This window comes from Burkholderia sp. AW33-5 (assembly GCF_053427615.1).
Window position 1 is genome coordinate 1 of sequence record NZ_JBSAXA010000017.1, and the last position, 17,381, is coordinate 17,381.

The 17,381-nt window shown below is 68.2% G+C and carries 14 protein-coding genes; 6 read left to right on the forward strand and 8 right to left on the reverse strand.

Translation table 11 applies throughout. The features are described from left to right. Positions 1–46 precede the first annotated feature (46 nt). Positions 47–2,203 carry a methionine--tRNA ligase gene (metG, locus tag ACV22V_RS23515; RefSeq protein WP_448015699.1) on the reverse strand — a complete coding sequence of 719 codons (2,157 nt, stop codon included), beginning with the start codon at positions 2,201–2,203 and terminating at the stop codon, positions 47–49. A 369-nt stretch (positions 2,204–2,572) separates the two neighbouring features. Beyond that, positions 2,573–3,214 (reverse strand): OmpA family protein, encoded by a 642-nt coding sequence (locus ACV22V_RS23520; protein ID WP_059527561.1) that lies wholly within the window; start codon positions 3,212–3,214, stop codon positions 2,573–2,575. A 350-nt stretch (positions 3,215–3,564) separates the two neighbouring features. On the opposite strand from ACV22V_RS23520, the gene apbC reads away from it, so the two are divergent. From apbC to ACV22V_RS23545, 5 genes are all read left to right on the forward strand, one after another. After that, entirely contained in the window at positions 3,565–4,656 is a 1,092-nt protein-coding gene (gene apbC, locus ACV22V_RS23525) for an iron-sulfur cluster carrier protein ApbC (RefSeq protein ID WP_059820258.1), read from the forward strand. A gap of 133 nt (positions 4,657–4,789) precedes the next feature. Continuing rightward, the gene (gene sodC, locus ACV22V_RS23530) at positions 4,790–5,326 is read left to right on the forward strand and encodes a superoxide dismutase [Cu-Zn] (RefSeq protein WP_059527554.1); all 537 of its coding nucleotides are present in this window, start codon (positions 4,790–4,792) and stop codon (positions 5,324–5,326) included. Between the two features lie 112 nt (positions 5,327–5,438). After that, positions 5,439–6,008, forward strand: a complete 570-nt coding sequence (gene dcd, locus ACV22V_RS23535) for a dCTP deaminase (RefSeq protein ID WP_006398615.1) — start codon at positions 5,439–5,441, stop codon at positions 6,006–6,008. Positions 6,009–6,089: 81 nt separating this feature from the next. Further along, positions 6,090–8,369 carry an Orn/Lys/Arg family decarboxylase gene (locus ACV22V_RS23540; RefSeq protein WP_448015700.1) on the forward strand — a complete coding sequence of 760 codons (2,280 nt, stop codon included), beginning with the start codon at positions 6,090–6,092 and terminating at the stop codon, positions 8,367–8,369. Next, the gene (locus tag ACV22V_RS23545) at positions 8,369–9,196 is read left to right on the forward strand and encodes a lysozyme inhibitor LprI family protein (RefSeq protein ID WP_059701913.1); all 828 of its coding nucleotides are present in this window, start codon (positions 8,369–8,371) and stop codon (positions 9,194–9,196) included. The genes ACV22V_RS23540 and ACV22V_RS23545 overlap by 1 nt, the downstream gene beginning before the upstream one ends. Before the next feature lie 90 nt (positions 9,197–9,286). On the opposite strand, the gene ACV22V_RS23550 is transcribed toward ACV22V_RS23545, so the two are convergent. From ACV22V_RS23550 to ACV22V_RS23570, 5 genes are all read right to left on the reverse strand, one after another. Then, positions 9,287–9,970, reverse strand: a complete 684-nt coding sequence (locus ACV22V_RS23550; RefSeq protein ID WP_059692251.1) for an HAD family hydrolase — start codon at positions 9,968–9,970, stop codon at positions 9,287–9,289. Positions 9,971–10,064: 94 nt separating this feature from the next. Next, on the reverse strand, positions 10,065–11,474 hold the full coding sequence (gene argH / locus ACV22V_RS23555) for an argininosuccinate lyase (RefSeq protein WP_059701917.1): 1,410 nt from the start codon (positions 11,472–11,474) through the stop codon (positions 10,065–10,067). Between the two features lie 111 nt (positions 11,475–11,585). Next, complete coding sequence (locus ACV22V_RS23560) at positions 11,586–13,964, reverse strand: fimbria/pilus outer membrane usher protein (protein ID WP_448015701.1); 2,379 nt, start codon at positions 13,962–13,964, stop codon at positions 11,586–11,588. 24 nt (positions 13,965–13,988) lie between these two features. Beyond that, positions 13,989–14,702: a fimbrial biogenesis chaperone gene (locus ACV22V_RS23565; protein WP_059527540.1), complete on the reverse strand. Its 714-nt coding sequence runs from the start codon at positions 14,700–14,702 to the stop codon at positions 13,989–13,991. Between the two features lie 6 nt (positions 14,703–14,708). Beyond that, positions 14,709–15,245 carry a Csu type fimbrial protein gene (locus ACV22V_RS23570; protein ID WP_448015702.1) on the reverse strand — a complete coding sequence of 179 codons (537 nt, stop codon included), beginning with the start codon at positions 15,243–15,245 and terminating at the stop codon, positions 14,709–14,711. A gap of 299 nt (positions 15,246–15,544) precedes the next feature. Here ACV22V_RS23570 and ACV22V_RS23575 point away from each other — a divergent pair, with 299 nt between their 5' ends. Then, a complete protein-coding gene (locus ACV22V_RS23575; protein ID WP_448015703.1) occupies positions 15,545–16,540 on the forward strand; it encodes a Csu type fimbrial protein in 996 nt (331 codons plus the stop codon). Positions 16,541–16,546: 6 nt separating this feature from the next. Here the strand turns inward: ACV22V_RS23575 and ACV22V_RS23580 are convergent, their stop codons facing one another. Next, a complete protein-coding gene (locus ACV22V_RS23580) occupies positions 16,547–17,356 on the reverse strand; it encodes a helix-turn-helix transcriptional regulator (RefSeq protein ID WP_448015704.1) in 810 nt (269 codons plus the stop codon). Positions 17,357–17,381 lie beyond the last annotated feature (25 nt).

Below are 17,381 nucleotides of genomic sequence, written 5' to 3' on the forward strand. Positions count from 1 at the left end.
TCACATCGGTGCGGGGCTTTCTCGTGCAAGCGGCCGTGCGTGCGGCTTACTTCACGCGCATGCCGGGCTTCGCGCCGCTGTGCGGCTCGAGGATGTAGAGACCCGGCTCGGCCTTCTCGTCGGCAGCCGACGCGGCGAGCACCATCCCTTCGGACAGCCCGAACTTCATCTTGCGCGGCGCGAGGTTCGCGACCATCACCGTCAGCTTGCCGACGAGCTGCTCGGGCTGGTACGCGGACTTGATGCCCGAGAAAACGTTGCGGGTCTTTTCCTCGCCGATGTCGAGCGTGAGCTGCAGCAGCTTGTCCGAGCCTTCGACGGCCTGGCACGCGACGATCTTCGCGATACGCAGGTCGACCTTCGCGAAATCGTCGATCGAGATCGGACCGTCGTCGGCGCCGCTCGCGGCGGCCGCCTTCGCGTTCGCCTTGGCGTTCTTGCCTTCCTTCGCGGCGTTGGCCGTGGCCGCGGCAGCGGCGCCGGAGGCCTCCGCCTGCAGCGAATCGCGGTTCGCGGCGAGCAGCGCGTCGATCTGCTTCGGATCGACCCGCGTCATCAGGTGCTGGTACGCCTTGATCGGCCGCGTGGACGACAGCGGTTTCGCGGCGTCGGCCCACGCGAGCGGCGCGATCCCGAAGAAGGCCTCGACGGCTTCGGCCACGCGCGGCATCACCGGCTTCAGCGCGAGCGACAGCAGGCGGAACGCCTCGAGGCTCACGCTGCAGGTTTCGTGGAGGGCGACCGCATTGGCCGGATCCTTCGCGAGTTCCCACGGCTTCGCGCCGTCGACGTATGCGTTCACTTCGTCGGCGAGTTCCATCGTCTGGCGCAGCGCGCGGCTGTATTCGCGCGCTTCGTAGTGCGCGGCGATCGCGGGAATCGCATCGCGCAGCTTCGCGACGAGCGGATGGTTCATCGCGCTGTCCTGCACGCGGCCATCGAAGCGCTTCAGCAGGAAGCCGGCCGCGCGGCTCGCGATGTTGACGTACTTGCCGACGAGATCGCTGTTCACGCGCGCCTGGAAGTCGTCGAGGTTCAGGTCGATGTCTTCCATCGTCGCGTTCAGCTTCGCGGCGAAGTAGTAGCGCAGCCATTCCGGATTCAGGCCGGTGTCGATGTAGCTCTGCGCGGTGATGAACGTGCCGCGCGACTTCGACATCTTCGCGCCGTCGACCGTCAGGAAGCCGTGCGCGAACACGTTGGTCGGCGTGCGATGGCCCGAGAACTCGAGCATCGCCGGCCAGAACAGCGTGTGGAAATACAGGATGTCCTTGCCGATGAAGTGGTACTGCTCGGCGGTCGAGCCCGACCGGATCCACGCGTCGAAGTCGATGCCCTTGCGGTCGCACAGGTTCTTGAAGCTCGCGTAATAACCGACCGGCGCATCGAGCCACACGTAGAAGTACTTGCCGGGCGCGCCCGGGATCTCGAAGCCGAAGTACGGCGCGTCGCGCGAGATGTCCCAGTCGGCGAGGCGGGCTTCGCCGGCGTCGCCGAGCCATTCGCGCATCTTGTTGGTGGCTTCGGGCTGCGCGAGGCCGCTGACCCATTCGCGCAGGAACGACTCGCAGCGCGGGTCCGACAGGCGGAAGAAGTAGTGCGTCGACGTCTTGCGCACCGGCGTCGCACCGGACACGACCGAATACGGATTAAGCAGTTCGGTCGGCAGGTAGGTCGAACCGCACACTTCGCAGTTGTCGCCGTACTGGTCCTTCGCGTGGCACTTCGGGCATTCGCCCTTGATGAAGCGGTCCGGCAGGAACATTTCCTTGACCGGGTCGTACGCCTGCTCGATCTCGCGCTCGGCGATCAGGTCGTTGTCCTTCAGCGCGAGGTAGATCTTCTCGCTCAGCACGCGGTTCTCGTCCGAGTCGGTCGAGTAGAAGTTGTCGAACGACACGCCGAAGCTGTCGAAATCGCGCTTGTGCTCGGTCCACACGCGGTCGATCAGCTGCTTCGGCGTGAGGCCTTCCTTCTCCGCGCGCAGCATGACCGGCGTGCCGTGCGTGTCGTCGGCGCCGATGTAGTAGACCTCATGGCCGTGCATTCGCAGCGTCCGCACCCAGATGTCGGTCTGAATGTACTCGACCAGATGGCCGATATGAATCTGGCCGTTGGCATAGGGCAGTGCGGACGTAACGAGGATCTGGCGGCTGCCTTGCGGCGCCGCGGCCTGCACGGAAGTGAGGTCGGATGCGGACATAGGGTCTGTAGAAGAACGGCGGGAAACGACGGAAACTGCGATTCTAGCAGGGGCGCGGGCAGGTCAGCCGGCGCGGGCGCCATGGACCGGGCGCCGGAGGGGGCGGGGCCGCCGTGGCGGCGTGCCCGGCGGCGCGATGCTGCGGCGCAGCACGCAAATTCCGGGCAAAAAAAACCGGGGCGGATACGGCCCCGGAGCAACAACGACAAGAGGAGAATGGTGACGCGCCGGCTGCGCCAGCCGCGTACCGTAAAGACAGACCGCGGGCCGAGACAGAAGTTCGAAATTTTTTTCGATTTGTTACGGGCCCCGCGGGAAGCCTTGTGCGGCGGGGGCGCGCGCCCCCGTTTCCTCCTCTCGCGGCGATGCTTACTGCTGTGCTGCGCGCAGGTAGATCTCGACGCGGCGGTTTTGCGCACGGCCGGCTTCGGTCGCGTTGTCCGCGATCGGGTTCGACGGGCCCATGCCTTGTGCCGACAGGCGGCCGCCGGCGACGCCGCGCTGCACCAGCGCGTTCACGACGCTCTGCGCACGGTTCTGCGACAGCGTCTGGTTCAGCTGTGCCGAGCCCGTGCTGTCCGTGTAGCCGACGATCGATGCCGTCACTTGCGGGTTCTGGTTCAGCGTCGTCGCCAGGTCGTTCAGCAGCGGCGTGAAGGCCGGCGTGATCGCGTACTGGTTCGTCGCGAACGTCACCGAGCTCGGCACGTTCAGCTTCAGCGAGCCGTCCGGCTGCTCGGTCACCTGCGTGCCCGTCTTGGCTGCCGACGGCGCGAGCTTGTTCTTGATCGCTTGCCAGTTGTAACCCGTCACGCCGCCGACCAGTGCGCCGACGCCCGCGCCGATCGCCGCGCCCTTGCCGCCGCCGGCCAGCGCGCCGATGCCCGCGCCCAGCGCCGCACCCGTGCCGGTGCCGACGGCCGTATTGTTGCCTTGCTGCGTGGCGCAGCCTGCCAGCAGCGCGCCGGCGAGTGCGAAGACGGACAGGCGAGTCGCGATTTTCATGTTCATCTTGGATTCCTCTCTTGGTTGAACGAGTCGACAACGACAAACAACAGTTACGGCTCCCTGCACGGACGCCCGAAAAAGGAAGGGCAGGCCCGTGCTCGCGGCAGCCGCCGAGGCGGCTGCATGCCCTGTTCGCCAGCGGGGCTGTTCCGGACAGGGCGACGCATCAGCCTCTACAATATAGGCGGTGGGCGGCCGATTTGGCCCCATAGCATGCCGCACGCGAAGATTGCTCCGACGCGCGCGTTCGCGCAATGGCGTGCAACAGATTCTTTCACTTTTCCCGATTTTCGCAGCGTTATTTGATATTTTTTGACGTTCGCGCGAGAGAAAAACGTTTTCACGGAGTTTCGATGAGCATTGACCGGGCACAAGTCGACGCCGCATTGGCGGCTGTCGTCGACCCCAATACCGGCCGTCCGTACGCGGCGAACAAGGGCGTGCGCAACGTCGCGATCGACGGCGACGCCGTGGCGGTCGACGTGGTGCTCGGCTATCCCGCGCGCAGCCAGCACGACGACGTGCGCGCGCGCATTGAAGACGCGCTGAAAGCCGTGCCGGGCGTGCGCGACGCACGCGTCGCCGTGTCGCAGGAGATCGTCGCGCACACGGTGCAGCGCGGCGTGAAGCTGCTGCCGAACGTGAAGAACATCGTCGCGGTCGCATCGGGCAAGGGCGGCGTCGGCAAGAGCACGACGGCCGTGAACCTCGCGCTCGCGCTCGCCGCGGAAGGCGCGTCGGTCGGCATTCTCGACGCCGACATCTACGGTCCGTCGCTGCCGACCATGCTCGGCATTCACGGCCAGCGCCCCGAGTCGCCGGACAACCAGTCGATGAATCCGCTGGTCGGCCATGGGCTGCAGGCGAACTCGATCGGCTTCCTGATCGAGGAAGACAACCCGATGGTGTGGCGCGGCCCGATGGCGACGTCGGCGCTCGAGCAGCTGCTGCGGCAGACCAACTGGCGCGAGCTCGACTACCTGATCGTCGACATGCCGCCGGGCACGGGCGACATCCAGCTCACGCTCGCGCAGCGCGTGCCGGTGACGGGCGCCGTGATCGTGACGACGCCGCAGGACATCGCGCTGCTCGACGCGAAGAAGGGCCTGAAGATGTTCGAGAAGGTCGGGATTCCGATCCTCGGCATCGTCGAGAACATGAGCATCCACATCTGCTCGAACTGCGGCCACGAAGAGCACATCTTCGGCGCGGGCGGCGCCGAGCGGATGGCCAAGGATTACGGCGTGAACGTACTCGGCAGCCTGCCGCTCGACATCGCGATCCGCGAGCGCGCCGACAGCGGCACGCCGACGGTCGCGGCCGAGCCGGACGGCGCGCTGGCGCGGCGCTACCGCGACATCGCGCGCGGGGTCGCGCTGGCGATCGCCGAGCGCGCGCGCGACATGACGTCGAAGTTCCCGTCGATCGTTGTTCAAAATACGTAAAACCCTTGCGGGGCGGGGCCTCACGCTGTTTACGGCGCCGCGAGGCGCGGTATCATGGCGACTTTTCCCGGGTCCCTTTACCCGCCCGGCATGGCCGCCGTATCGAACGGCCGCCAGCCGGCATGAGGATCGAATGAACCAACGACATCACGGCGTGTACGCCGGCCGCGCGCGGCGCGCGCTGCTGGCCGCCGCCGCGCTGGGCCTGCTGGCCGGCTGTACCTCTTTTTCCTCGTCGCACGAGAAGCGCGCCGACGCGCAACTGCAGCCGACCGTCGGCTCGCAGACACGCGGCGCGGTAACGTTCGTCGAACGCCCGGACGGCGTCCAGGTCACGTACAACCTGGCCGGCCTGCCGCCGAACAGCGATCACGCGCTGCAGGTGCACGAGCGCGGCGACTGCAACGCGGGCGACGGCTCGAGCGCCGGCCAGGTGTTCGCGCCGGCCGCCGACCGGTTGCGCGCGGGCGCGCGCGTCGCCGGCGATCTCGGCAACATCCATGCGGATGCGAACGGCGTCGCGGCCGGTTTCATCGTCGCGCCCGATCTGGCCCTCGACGGCGTGCGCTCCGCGCTGAATCGCGCGGCGCTGGTGCACCGCGAACCGAGCGACCCGGCGTTTCCGCAGCATGCGGCGGGCCCCGCGCTCGCTTGCGGCGTGATCCGTTGACGGCCGCCGCGTGCGCGCGCCGATGATCGCGTAAAATGTCCGCCTTCCCCGGCCGCCGCCTTGAACCGGCGGCCGTCGTTTACCGTCACGCAGCGTTTCCTGGCGCCCCGTTATGAGCATCAAGTCCGACAAGTGGATTCGGCGCATGGCCGAAGAACACAAGATGATCGAGCCGTTCGTGCCCGATCAGGTTCGCGCGTCCGAGGACGGTCGCAGGATCGTCAGCTACGGCACGTCGAGCTACGGCTACGACATCCGCTGCGCGGACGAATTCAAGATCTTCACGAACATCAACTCGACGATCGTCGATCCGAAGAACTTCGACGAGGGTTCGTTTGTCGATTTCAAGGGCGACGTGTGCATCATCCCGCCGAACTCGTTCGCGCTGGCCCGCACCGTCGAATATTTCCGCATCCCGCGCACCGTGCTCACCGTCTGCCTCGGCAAGTCGACGTACGCGCGCTGCGGGATCATCGTCAACGTGACGCCGTTCGAACCCGAGTGGGAAGGCTACGTCACGCTGGAATTCTCGAATACCACGCCGCTGCCCGCGAAGATCTACGCGAACGAAGGTGTCGCGCAGGTGCTGTTCTTCGAAAGCGACGAAGTGTGCGACGTGTCGTACGCCGATCGCGGCGGCAAGTATCAGGGTCAGCGCGGTGTCACGCTGCCGAAAACCTGATCTGGTTGCATAACGTCTCACCAGTTTCCGGGTGACCGCTGCGCGTGACGCGCCGCGGTCGTTCTTTTTGGAGAATCGCCCATGAAGTTTCGTTTCCCCGTCGTCATCATCGACGAAGATTTCCGCTCCGAGAACATCTCGGGCTCCGGCATCCGGGCGTTGGCCGAAGCGATCGAGAAGGAGGGCGTCGAAGTCCTCGGCCTCACGAGCTACGGCGATCTGACGTCGTTCGCGCAGCAGTCGAGCCGCGCGTCGTGCTTCATCCTGTCGATCGACGACGACGAACTCATGCTCGGCGAAACGGGCCCGGACGGCGAGCTGCCCGAACTCGCGACCGCGATCATCGAGCTGCGCGCGTTCGTCACCGAAGTGCGCCGCCGCAACGCGGACATCCCGATCTTCCTGTACGGCGAAACGCGCACGTCGCGCCACTTGCCGAACGACATCCTGCGCGAACTGCACGGCTTCATCCACATGTTCGAGGACACGCCGGAGTTCGTCGCGCGCCACATCATCCGCGAGGCGAAGGTCTATCTCGACTCGCTCGCGCCGCCGTTCTTCAAGGAGCTGGTGAAGTACGCGGACGAAGGCTCGTACTCGTGGCACTGCCCGGGCCACTCGGGCGGCGTCGCGTTCCTGAAGAACCCGCTCGGCCAGATGTTCCACCAGTTCTTCGGCGAGAACATGCTGCGCGCCGACGTCTGCAACGCGGTCGACGAACTCGGCCAGCTGCTCGATCACACGGGCCCGGTCGCGGCGTCCGAGCGCAACGCGGCGCGCATCTTCAGCGCGGACCACCTGTTCTTCGTGACCAACGGCACGTCGACGTCGAACAAGATCGTCTGGCATGCGACGGTGGCGCCGGGCGACATCGTGCTGGTCGACCGCAACTGCCACAAGTCGATCCTGCACGCGATCACGATGACGGGCGCGATTCCGGTGTTCCTCACGCCGACGCGCAATCACTTCGGCATCATCGGCCCGATCCCGCGCGACGAATTCAAGCCGGAGAACATCCGCAAGAAGATCGAGGCGAACCCGTTCGCGCGCGAGGCGCTGCGCGAGAACCCGGACATGAAGCCGCGGATCCTGACGATCACGCAGAGCACGTACGACGGCGTCGTCTACAACGTCGAGATGATCAAGGACCTGCTCGGCGACCTGCTCGACACGCTGCACTTCGACGAAGCGTGGCTGCCGCATGCGACCTTCCACGATTTCTACCGCGACATGCACGCGATCGGCGACGGCCGTCCGCGCACGGGCGCGCTCGTGTTCGCGACGCACTCGACGCACAAGCTGCTCGCGGGCATCTCGCAGGCGTCGCAGATCGTCGTGCAGGATTCGGAGAACCGCACGTTCGACAAGCACCGCTTCAACGAGGCGTACCTGATGCACACGTCGACGAGCCCGCAGTACGCGATCATCGCGTCGTGCGACGTCGCGGCCGCGATGATGGAGCCGCCGGGCGGCACCGCGCTCGTCGAGGAATCGATCGCCGAGGCGATCGACTTCCGCCGCGCGATGCGCAAGGTCGACGCCGAATACGGCGACGACTGGTTCTTCAGCGTGTGGGGTCCGGACGAACTGTCGGAAGAAGGCATCGGCTCGCGCGAGGACTGGATGCTGAAGCCCAACGACCACTGGCACGGCTTCGGCCCGCTGGCGGAAGGCTTCAACATGCTCGACCCGATCAAGGCGACGATCATCACGCCGGGGCTCGACGTCGACGGCGAGTTCGGCGAGACGGGCATTCCGGCCGCGATCGTCACGAAGTACCTGGCGGAGCACGGGATCATCGTCGAGAAGACGGGCCTGTACTCGTTCTTCATCATGTTCACGATCGGCATCACGAAGGGCCGCTGGAACTCGATGGTCACCGAGCTGCAGCAGTTCAAGGACGACTACGACAACAACCAGCCGCTGTGGCGCGTGCTGCCGGAATTCGTCGCGCAGCATCCGCGCTACGAGCGCGTCGGCCTGCGCGACCTGTGCACGCAGATCCACGACGTGTACCGCGCGAACGACATCGCGCGCCTGACGACGGAGATGTACCTGTCGGACATGGAGCCGGCGATGAAGCCGTCGGACGCGTTCGCGAAGCTCGCGCACCGCAAGATCGACCGCGTGCCGCTCGACGAGCTCGAAGGCCGCGTGACGAGCATTCTGCTCACGCCGTACCCGCCGGGCATCCCGCTGCTGATTCCGGGCGAGCGCTTCAACAAGACGATCGTGAACTACCTGCGGTTCGCGCGCGACTTCAACGAGCGCTTCCCGGGCTTCCACACCGACATCCACGGCCTCGTCGCGGAAGAGGTGAACGGCCGCGTCGAGTACTTCGTCGATTGCGTGCGCGACTGATGGCGGCGCAGGGACGAATCCGGACGATGCGTGCGGCGCTGGCCGCGCTCGTCGTCTGGGCAGGCTGGTCGGCAGGGCCGGCGGGGCTGAACGCCGCGCATGCGGAAGTGGCGGCGGCCGACCCGATCGACGTCGCGATGCGGCAGTGTCTCGCGCGGCGCGACCGGTCGTCGACGGCCGGCCAGATCCAGTGCATGGGCGAAGCGCAGCAGCAGTGGCAGGCGGTGATGGACGGTGCGTACCAGCGCCTGTCGAACGACGCGCCGGCCGACGCGAAGCGCGGCTGGCAGGACAGCCAGCGCCGGTGGGTCACGTGGCGCAAGGATGAAGTTCATCTGCTGAAGGCCGTGTACGACACGACGCGCGGCACCGCGTACGCGATGTCGAGCGCCGACATGCAGTTGCAGCCGGTGCGCGATCGCGCATTGGCGCTGCGCGCGGCGGCCGACCGCTATGCGCCGCCTGCCGCCGTGCCGGTGGCGGCCACGAGCGGTGCGCAAGGCGACACCCGGGGCGGTGCGGGCACTGCCGCGGCAGCCACCGGCAAGCCGGCGAACGCGCCGCGCGAACCGGCCATTCGCCGCGTGCGGCCGTGCGTGCAGGATGCCGCGTGCGAGCACGCGCTGTTCGATTTGAATCGCTATTACCAGAAGCTGCGTCGCAAGATGCCCGCGCATTCGGCCGCGACGCTCGTGCGCGCGCAGCGCGCGTGGGTCGCGTTCAGCGATGCGACGGCGCCGCTCGTCGGCGAGGACGGACGCGTCGACCTGATCGGCGCGCGCATCGCGACGATGAAGCGTCTGTCGGAAACTGCCGGCAACGACTGACGATCGCCGCGACGCCGGTCATTCGGCGCGGAAACGGAAAACGGGCACCCGAGGGTGCCCGTTTTGCATGTGGCGTGCCGCGCGCGGCGCCTACGCGGGCTGCTGCGTGTCCAGACGGCCGAACCACGACGGCACGAGCGCGACCGCATCGTCGAGCGACGCGAGCACGTGCAGGCTCAGCGCGACGATTTCGGGCGTCGGCGCCTTCAGGTCGGGCACGGTGACGACCGATGCGCCCGCGCCGGCGGCCGATTGCGCGCCGAAGTCGCTGTCCTCGAACGCGACGCACGCGTGCGCCGGCACGCCGAGGCGTTCGGCCGCGAGCCGGTACACGGCCGGGTCGGGCTTGCCGCGCGCGACTTCGTCGCCGCCCGCGATCGCGCGGAAGAACGGCAGCACGCCGACCGCATCGAGCCGCGCACGGATCACGTCGCGCGCGGACGACGATGCGACCGCGCACGGAATGCCGGCCTGCGCGAGCGTCTCGAGCAGCGCCAGTGCGCCCGACTTCAGCGGAAATTTCGGATGAGGTTCGGGCGCGGCGAGCCGTTCGCGCACGAGGGTGCGCACGGCGTCGAACGTGTCGGTGTCGCCGATCAGCCTCGCGAGAATGACCTGGCCCTCGGCGAACGAGCGGCCGACGATCTGCAGGTAGTCGATCTCGGTCAGCACGACGCCGTGTGCGGTCGACACGTCGATCCACGTGTTCATGATGGTCCGCTCGGAATCGACGAGCAGGCCGTCCATGTCGAAGAGCGCGGCGGAGAAGGTCATCGGCGGTATCCGGGAAGCGGGAAGGGCGTCGGGCGGCGCGGCGGCCGCCCGAGCGAAAGACCGACGCCGAAGGCGCCGGTCCGTGCCGGCTGGCTTACTTGCCGAGCGCGGCGCGAGCGGCCTTGACCGCCGCACGCACTTGATCGGGCGCGGTGCCGCCCGGGTGGTTGCGGCTTGCGACCGAACCTTCGAGCGTCAGGTAGCCGAACACGTCGTCGCCGATCAGGTGCGCGACGTTCGGCAGTTCCTGCTTCATTTCGTCGAGCGTCAGGTCGGCGAGGTCGATCCCGCGATCGTCGCAGATCCGCACCGCGTGCGCGACGGCTTCGTGCGCATCGCGGAACGGCAGCCCGCGCTTCACGAGATAGTCGGCGAGGTCGGTCGCGGTCGAGAAGCCCTGCAGCGCGGCCGCGCGCATCGCGTCCGGCTTCACCGTGATGCCGGCGACCATTTCGGCGAAGATCCGCAGCGTGTCGGCGACGGTGTCGACCGTGTCGAACAGCGGTTCCTTGTCTTCCTGGTTGTCCTTGTTGTACGCGAGCGGCTGGCCCTTCATCAGCGTGAGGAGCGCCATCAGGTGGCCGTTCACGCGGCCCGTCTTGCCGCGCGCGAGCTCGGGCACGTCCGGGTTCTTCTTCTGCGGCATGATCGAGCTGCCGGTGCAGAAGCGGTCGGCGATGTCGATGAAGCCGACGCGCGGGCTCATCCACAGCACGAGTTCTTCGGAGAAACGCGACACGTGCGTCATCACGAGCGCGGAGGCCGCCGTGAATTCGATCGCGAAGTCGCGATCCGACACCGCGTCGAGCGAGTTCGCGCAGATGCCGTCGAAGCCGAGCGTCTTCGCCACGGCGTGACGGTCGATCGGATAGCTGGTGCCGGCGAGCGCGGCCGCGCCGAGCGGCAGGCGGTTCACGCGGGTGCGGCAGTCGCGCATGCGCTCGGCGTCGCGCGTGAACATCTCGACGTACGCGAGCAGGTGGTGGCCGAAGGTCACCGGCTGCGCGACCTGCAGGTGCGTGAAGCCCGGCATGATCGTGTCCGCGTTCTGTTCGGCGAGGTCGATCAGCGCGCCGCGCAGGTCGTTCAGGAGGCCGCCGATGCGGTCGATCTCGCCGCGCAGCCACAGACGGATGTCGGTCGCGACCTGGTCGTTGCGCGAGCGGCCGGTGTGCAGGCGCTTGCCGGCGTCGCCGATCAGCGCGGTCAGGCGCGCCTCGATGTTCAGGTGGACGTCCTCGAGATCCAGCTGCCATTCGAATTCGCCGCGCTCGATCTCGCCCTTGATTTGCGTCATCCCGCGTTCGATGGCGGCGAGGTCGTCGGCGCTGATGATCTTCTGCGCCGCGAGCATGCTCGCGTGCGCGAGCGAGCCGGCGATGTCGACGAGCGCGAGGCGCTTGTCGAAAAACACCGACGACGTGTAGCGCTTGACCAGCTCCGACATCGGTTCCGAGAAGCGGGCCGACCAGGCCTCGCCCTTTTTGTGCAGTTGGGACGTCATGGCGATTCTTCGAAGGGGAGTTGGGCGGCGTGCGCCGCCGAGGGAATCCCGCAATTCTAGCATTCGCGGGGCTGGCGGCCGGCGCGCGCGTCGGCCGCAAACGGGCGCGGATTACCGGGGGCCGCAGGTCAGCGGCCCGATGCGCGGCAGCGTGCCGTCGTCCGGGCGCCGGTACGCGAATTCGACGGCGCAGTCGCGGCCGCCGCCCGAGATTTCGAGATGATTGTCCGCGCCGAGGCCGTCGACGAAGGTCAGGCCGTCGTAGCCGACGATCGTGCGCTGGCCGCTTTCGACGTGGCGAACCTCGAGCCCGGGCGGCAGCGGGGTGCCGTCCGGCGCGCGCAGCGCGATCGACGCGGCGCTGTAGCGCGTCACCGCGAAGTGCGCGAGCACGCCGGAACGCGCCTGCGGCACGACGTCGAGCGTCGTGTCGGCGATCCGCGCGTCGGCGGGCAGCGCGGTGCCGTCGATCGCGACGCGATTGCTCTGGTACGCATTCAGGTCGGGCACGAGCAGGTAGCCGGCCCGGTCCGTCTCGCCGATCAGCCGGTTCTGGTGCAGCACGGGGACGCGCCCGGTGTCGGTCGAGACGAGCGCGAAACTGTCGTCGACGCGGCGCGCGGTCATCAGCCGGCCGTCCATCAGCACGAACGCACCCGTGACGTTGACCGACGCGTTGCCGCGCCCGTCGAACGATTGCGCGAGCAGCGTGACCTGGCCGGCGCGGCCGAGATACTGCAACTGCCCCTGCGCGTAGCGGATACCCGCGTTGGCGCCCGCCTGCACGTTCCAGCCGATGCCGCCGCCGTAATCGGGCGGCTTCGTCGCGTTCAGCGTGTAGGTCGAGTCGCCGTTCTGCCGGCCGGCGTTCGCCGAGACGGAGGTGTTGCCGCCGAGCCCGATGCTCAGGCTCACGAAGAAGCCGCGTGCGTCGTGCTGCCGGAAATCCTGGAAGCCGCTGAACGTGATCGAGCTCAGCCCGCCGAGATTGACGAGGTACGCGATCGAGCCGATCCGCGACGGGGCGACGCCCGGATACTTGAGGCCGAGATAGCTGAACGACAGCGTCTGCGCGCGCAGGAACGGGAACGAGACCGTCACGCGGTCGGTGGCGCGCGAGACCGGCACGCCTTCGCGGCTGCCGAGGTCGCCGTAGTCGCCGAAGGCGCGCAGCGTCTGCGCATCGATCGAGAAGCGCGGCGTCACGTACTGGTAGCCGACGCCGGCCTGCACGCCCGCGCGGCCCGGCGCGCTGAGCGCCAGCGATGCGTTCGCCACGCCACGCTCGCCGAGGCGCGCGAGCGCGCCGGCGCCCGCGTTGTAGACGCCGGCCGTCGCTTCCGCATGCGCCTCGACGGTCAGCCGCTCGCTGATGCCGTAGCGCAGCGAGCCGCTCGCCGCCGGCGTGCGCGCATAGTCGAACGAATCATTGCCATACGCGCGGCGCAGGAACCCGGCTTCCGCCGAATAGCTGGCGAGGCCGGGCGCGAGCAGGCGCGTGTCGACGTACAGCGGAATGGTCGTCGCGATCGAGCGGCCGAGCGCGTCGCGCGTGACGACCGTCGCGTTGCCCGCGCCGGTGATTCCGGGCACGCTGTTGATCACGAACGGCCCGCTCGGCACGTCGCCGCTGAACTGGCGCACGTTGTTCACGTAGAGGTCGACGGAAGTCGGCACGACCGCGCTGCCGGACAGCGCCGGCACCGGGAACGTGACGAGGTCGGGGCGCAGGCCGAAGTTGCTGCGCCACTGCACGCCGCCGAGGCGCAGCGAGCGGGTCCATGACAACGACGACGAAATCGTGTCGCCGATCTGGGTCGTCGTGAGCGTGCCGGGATTCGAGTGGCTCCACGACGTGTCGTAGCGCACGTAGCGCCGGCGGTCGTCGTACAGGTACGCGATGCCGGTGCTGCTGAACACGCCGGCCGGATCGAAATAGCGCGCCTCGCTCCAGACCGCGAGCGGGGCGTGGGCGATGGTTTGCGCGTAGGCGTCGTAGTTCAGCACGAAGCCGCGGCCGGAGGTGGCGGGCGGCGCGGCCGCGAGCGCGCGCGTATCGAACGTGTGCGGGATGCGCAGCGCATCGGACACGCGCAGATCGAGCGTCTGCCGACCCGCGTCGTAGTCGTAGCGCAGCCCCGCGAGCGTATCGAGTGCGACGAGCGTGTTCGACGGCACGGTCGCCCGGTCGCCGGTCGCGATGCCCAGGTCGTTCAGGTCGGCGGACGCAGCGTACAGCCGGCCGTCGATTCGCTGGAAGCGCGCGATGCGGTGCGTCGGTTCACCGTTGAGCGACACGTCGAGAAACAGTGTGTCGGGTGCAGGCGCGGCTGCGGCTGCCGCCTGCATCGGCACCGGCGCCGGCTGCGCACGGACGGCGCCGGCATGCGGTGCCAGCGCCGCCGCGAGTGCCAGCACCGCGGCGGCGGGCCGGGCGTATCGGGCGGGGCAGGCAGCCCGGAGGGCCGTGCTCGTTGTCGGAACGGGCAACGTCGTGCGATCCTCCGGCGTGGATCAGGGCGGTGCCAGCCGGGCTTCGACCGGCTGCGCGTTGACGGTCGCCTGGATCCTGACGAACCCGGCCGCGCCCGCGTCCAGCTTGAGCGGCCAGCGTCGCGTGCTGCCCGCGAGCGCATAACCGAGCAGGCCGCGCGTGACGTCGTGCACGGTGCCGCGCGCGTCGACGAGACGCACCGCGGAAATCTGCGCACGACGTCCGCCGCGGTTGTCGACCGCGAGCCGCGTGCCGGATCCGTCGCGCTCGACGCGCCAGTCGAGGCGTGGCGTTTGCGGTGTGCCGGCGGGCTCGACGAAGATGGGCACGGAATAGCGCAGCCGGATCGTGATGCCGTTCTCGGCCGGCGTGCCGGGCGCGGGCAGTTCGTCGATCAGCACGCGATAGCTCTCCTCGGCGGCCGGCGCGCCGCGCCCCGTGCGTACGAGCCGGATCAACTGCTCGGCGTTCGCGCCGATCTGCAGCAGCGGCGGCGAGGCGGCGAGCGCGTCGGTCGGCGTCATCACGTCGTCGCCGTTTTCCTGCGTCCAGCGATAGGCGCGGACCTGGCCGTAGATCGGCTGCCCGCCCGGATTGCTGAGCGTCATGCTCGCCGCGGCCGCCGACGGCGGCAGCTCGATCGTCACGGGCGTGATCTGCAGTGTGGCGGCGCACGTGGCCGCGGACGCCGACGCGACGCACAGCGCGGCCAGGGCGCGCGGGATCGATGCCACGGCGCGTCAGAAGTACACGGTGGCGGTGACGGCGGCTTGGTAGGTGTCCGGCTTCGGCGTCGCTTGCGTCGGCACCTGGCCGTACACGTTCAGCACCTGCGCGGAGCCGGTGCCGGTGCCGCCGACCGTGTCGGTGCCTTGCGTGTTGCCCCAGACCGTCGTGTGGCCCGAGTCCTGGTAGAGCTGGTAGCCGACCGTCGTGCCGGTATTGCCGCTCGTCGTCCCGGCCATCAGCCGGCTGGAGACCGTCGAGCCGCTGACCGAGCCGGCATCGAGTCCGATGTTGTACGGCGTCGAGTTCGAGCAGGTGACGGAGACAGTGGTCTGCTGGTTGATCGCCGCCGTGAGCACGCCGGACGAGCCGAATGCAAGCGGATTCGCGGCGATCGCGCAGTTTGCCTGGATCGTGAGCGTGACGTTGAACTGGGCGGTGGCCGTGCCGTTCGAATAGACTGCGGCAACGGTGACGGGCTGCAGCGCGGGCGCGAATGCGAAGATGGCCGCGAGCGCGGCTGAAAGAATACGACGTCGGGAAGCGTTCATTATGATTATCTCCTGCCGTTCAATGGGGTCGCCCGGCCGCGGAGTGCCTGCCGCGTGGTCTGTTGCCGGTCGCCGTAACCGCTCTGTCGTTGGTGGAAGACTACTCCACGGATTCGGTCGCGCGCAATGGAGAAAACGCCGACTCGGAGCGCATTGTCAGGGGTTCGAGATCGATGGCCATCGGCGGTTTTGACATGGATCAAGTAACAGTGCGAATGATCGGTGCGCGGACGGATACCATGAGGACGCTGCCCGGGCCGGAAGCCGGGTCGAACGGACGGGCATTTTCGGGGGAATGCATGGCGGATCACGGACTCCACACGGCGCGCCGCTGGTTGCGTGCGCTATCGTGCCTGTTGCTGGTCGTGCTGCTCGGCTTGCCGTGGATGTCGGCCCGCGCGGACTCGTGTTCGGTGACGCCGCCGGTGCCGAGCTTCGGCTCGGTCAGTCCGATTACGCAGCAGGCCTATACGACGAACAGCACGATGACCGTGAGTTGCACGTGGGACACACTGAGCCTGAACACAGGTGTGCTCGTTTGCGTGAACCTCGCCGGCACGAGCCCGCGCTACCTGACCAACGGGGCGAACCAGATGCAGTACGACCTGTATCAGGACTCGGGTTATTCGCAGCCCTGGGGCGCCGTCAGCACCGGCACGACGCCGATATCCGTCTCGTTGACGAAACCGGGGCTCGGCACGTCCGCGAGTACGAACGTGACCATCTACGGCCGCATCGCGGCGAACCAGCCCACCGTGCCGACCGTGAACAATGCCAGCACGGTCTATACGCAGAGCTTCAGCGGCAACCAGGCCGCCTACAGCTACAGTTTTTCGCTGCTCGGCGTGCTGCCGACGCCATGCGCATCGCAGGCGACGGCGGGCACGATGAGTTTTACCGCCACCGCCACCGTCATCAACAACTGCATCATCAGCGCGACCGGCGTTGCGTTTCCGGCGTCGGGCGTGCTGGCGTCGGCGCTGACCGCGAGCGGCTCGATCAGTGCGCGATGCACGAACGGCGATGCATTCCAGATTGCGTTGAACGGCGGCGCCAGCGGCAGTGTCACTGCACGCACGATGCGACGCACGGGCGGCGGCTCGGTCAGCTATCAGCTCTATCAGGACAGCGCCTTCACGCAACCGTGGGGCGACGGCACCGGCGGCACGACGATGGCGACCGGAACCGGGAGCGGGTTCGCGCAGGCGATCACGATATACGGCCGCGTACCCGCGCAGACGACACCGGCGCCCGGCAACTACAGCGACACCATTACCGCGACGATCAGCTTCTGAGCCGCGTCAATCGCGCACGAGCACGACCAGCTTCAGGTCTTCGCGATGCGCGGGCTTCAGCGTGATCTGCTGATACACGAGGCGGCCGTCGGCCGGATGGTCGAATTCGCGCAGGCCGCCTTCGCGCTCGAACACGTCCTGCGACGCCCAATACTGCGCGAAGGCATCGCTGCCGGCCATCAGTGCGTCGATCAGCGCGCGGGTCGGCGCATCGGCGAGATGGCGGATCGAGTCGGCGCGGAATTCGGCCGCGAGTCGCCGCGCGCGGGTTTCCCAATCGACGATCAGCGTGCGCGCGGCCGGCGCCATGAACGTGAAGCGCAGCAGGTTGCGGTCGTGTTCGCCGTCGAGCCAGCCCGTGAACAGCGCGGCGGCCGGTGCATTCCATGCGAGCGCGTTCCATTGCCGGTCGAGCACGTAGGCGGGCGTGGCGATCGCGGCGACGGTTGCCGCGAGCGTCGGCGGCAGGTCGCCGGCCGCGACGTCGGGCTCGGCCGGATCGCGCTGCGCGGCCAGTTCGAACAGGTACGCGCGTTCGGCCTTCGACAGTTGCAGTGCGACGGCGATCCGCGCCAGCGCATCGGCCGATGCCGACACCGGGCGGCCCTGCTCGATCCACGTGTACCAGGTGGGGCTGACGCCGCACAGCTGCGCGACTTCCTCGCGCCGCAGCCCCGGCGTGCGGCGGCGCGGGCCGGGCGGCAGGCCGACGGCCTGCGGCGACAGCCGTTCGCGGTGCGCGCGGATGAATTCGCCGAGTGCGCGGGCGGGCGTCGCGTCGAGGGGCGGGGTGGGGGCGGAGGGCGGCAGGTTCATGCGGAAACGGCTGAAAAGGGGCGCC

Bases quoted from the DNA above. Each gene is read 5' to 3' on its own strand.
- ACV22V_RS23575 (WP_448015703.1), top strand. From the start codon at position 15,545: ATGGCGGATCACGGACTCCACACGGCGCGCCGCTGGTTGCGTGCGCTA.
- dcd (WP_006398615.1), top strand. From the start codon at position 5,439: ATGAGCATCAAGTCCGACAAGTGGATTCGGCGCATGGCCGAAGAACAC.
- apbC (WP_059820258.1), top strand. From the start codon at position 3,565: ATGAGCATTGACCGGGCACAAGTCGACGCCGCATTGGCGGCTGTCGTC.
- ACV22V_RS23580 (WP_448015704.1), bottom strand. From the start codon at position 17,356: ATGAACCTGCCGCCCTCCGCCCCCACCCCGCCCCTCGACGCGACGCCC.
- ACV22V_RS23570 (WP_448015702.1), bottom strand. From the start codon at position 15,245: ATGAACGCTTCCCGACGTCGTATTCTTTCAGCCGCGCTCGCGGCCATC.
- argH (WP_059701917.1), bottom strand. From the start codon at position 11,474: ATGACGTCCCAACTGCACAAAAAGGGCGAGGCCTGGTCGGCCCGCTTC.
- metG (WP_448015699.1), bottom strand. From the start codon at position 2,203: ATGTCCGCATCCGACCTCACTTCCGTGCAGGCCGCGGCGCCGCAAGGC.
- ACV22V_RS23520 (WP_059527561.1), bottom strand. From the start codon at position 3,214: ATGAACATGAAAATCGCGACTCGCCTGTCCGTCTTCGCACTCGCCGGC.
- ACV22V_RS23550 (WP_059692251.1), bottom strand. From the start codon at position 9,970: ATGACCTTCTCCGCCGCGCTCTTCGACATGGACGGCCTGCTCGTCGAT.
- ACV22V_RS23540 (WP_448015700.1), top strand. From the start codon at position 6,090: ATGAAGTTTCGTTTCCCCGTCGTCATCATCGACGAAGATTTCCGCTCC.
- sodC (WP_059527554.1), top strand. From the start codon at position 4,790: ATGAACCAACGACATCACGGCGTGTACGCCGGCCGCGCGCGGCGCGCG.
- ACV22V_RS23545 (WP_059701913.1), top strand. From the start codon at position 8,369: ATGGCGGCGCAGGGACGAATCCGGACGATGCGTGCGGCGCTGGCCGCG.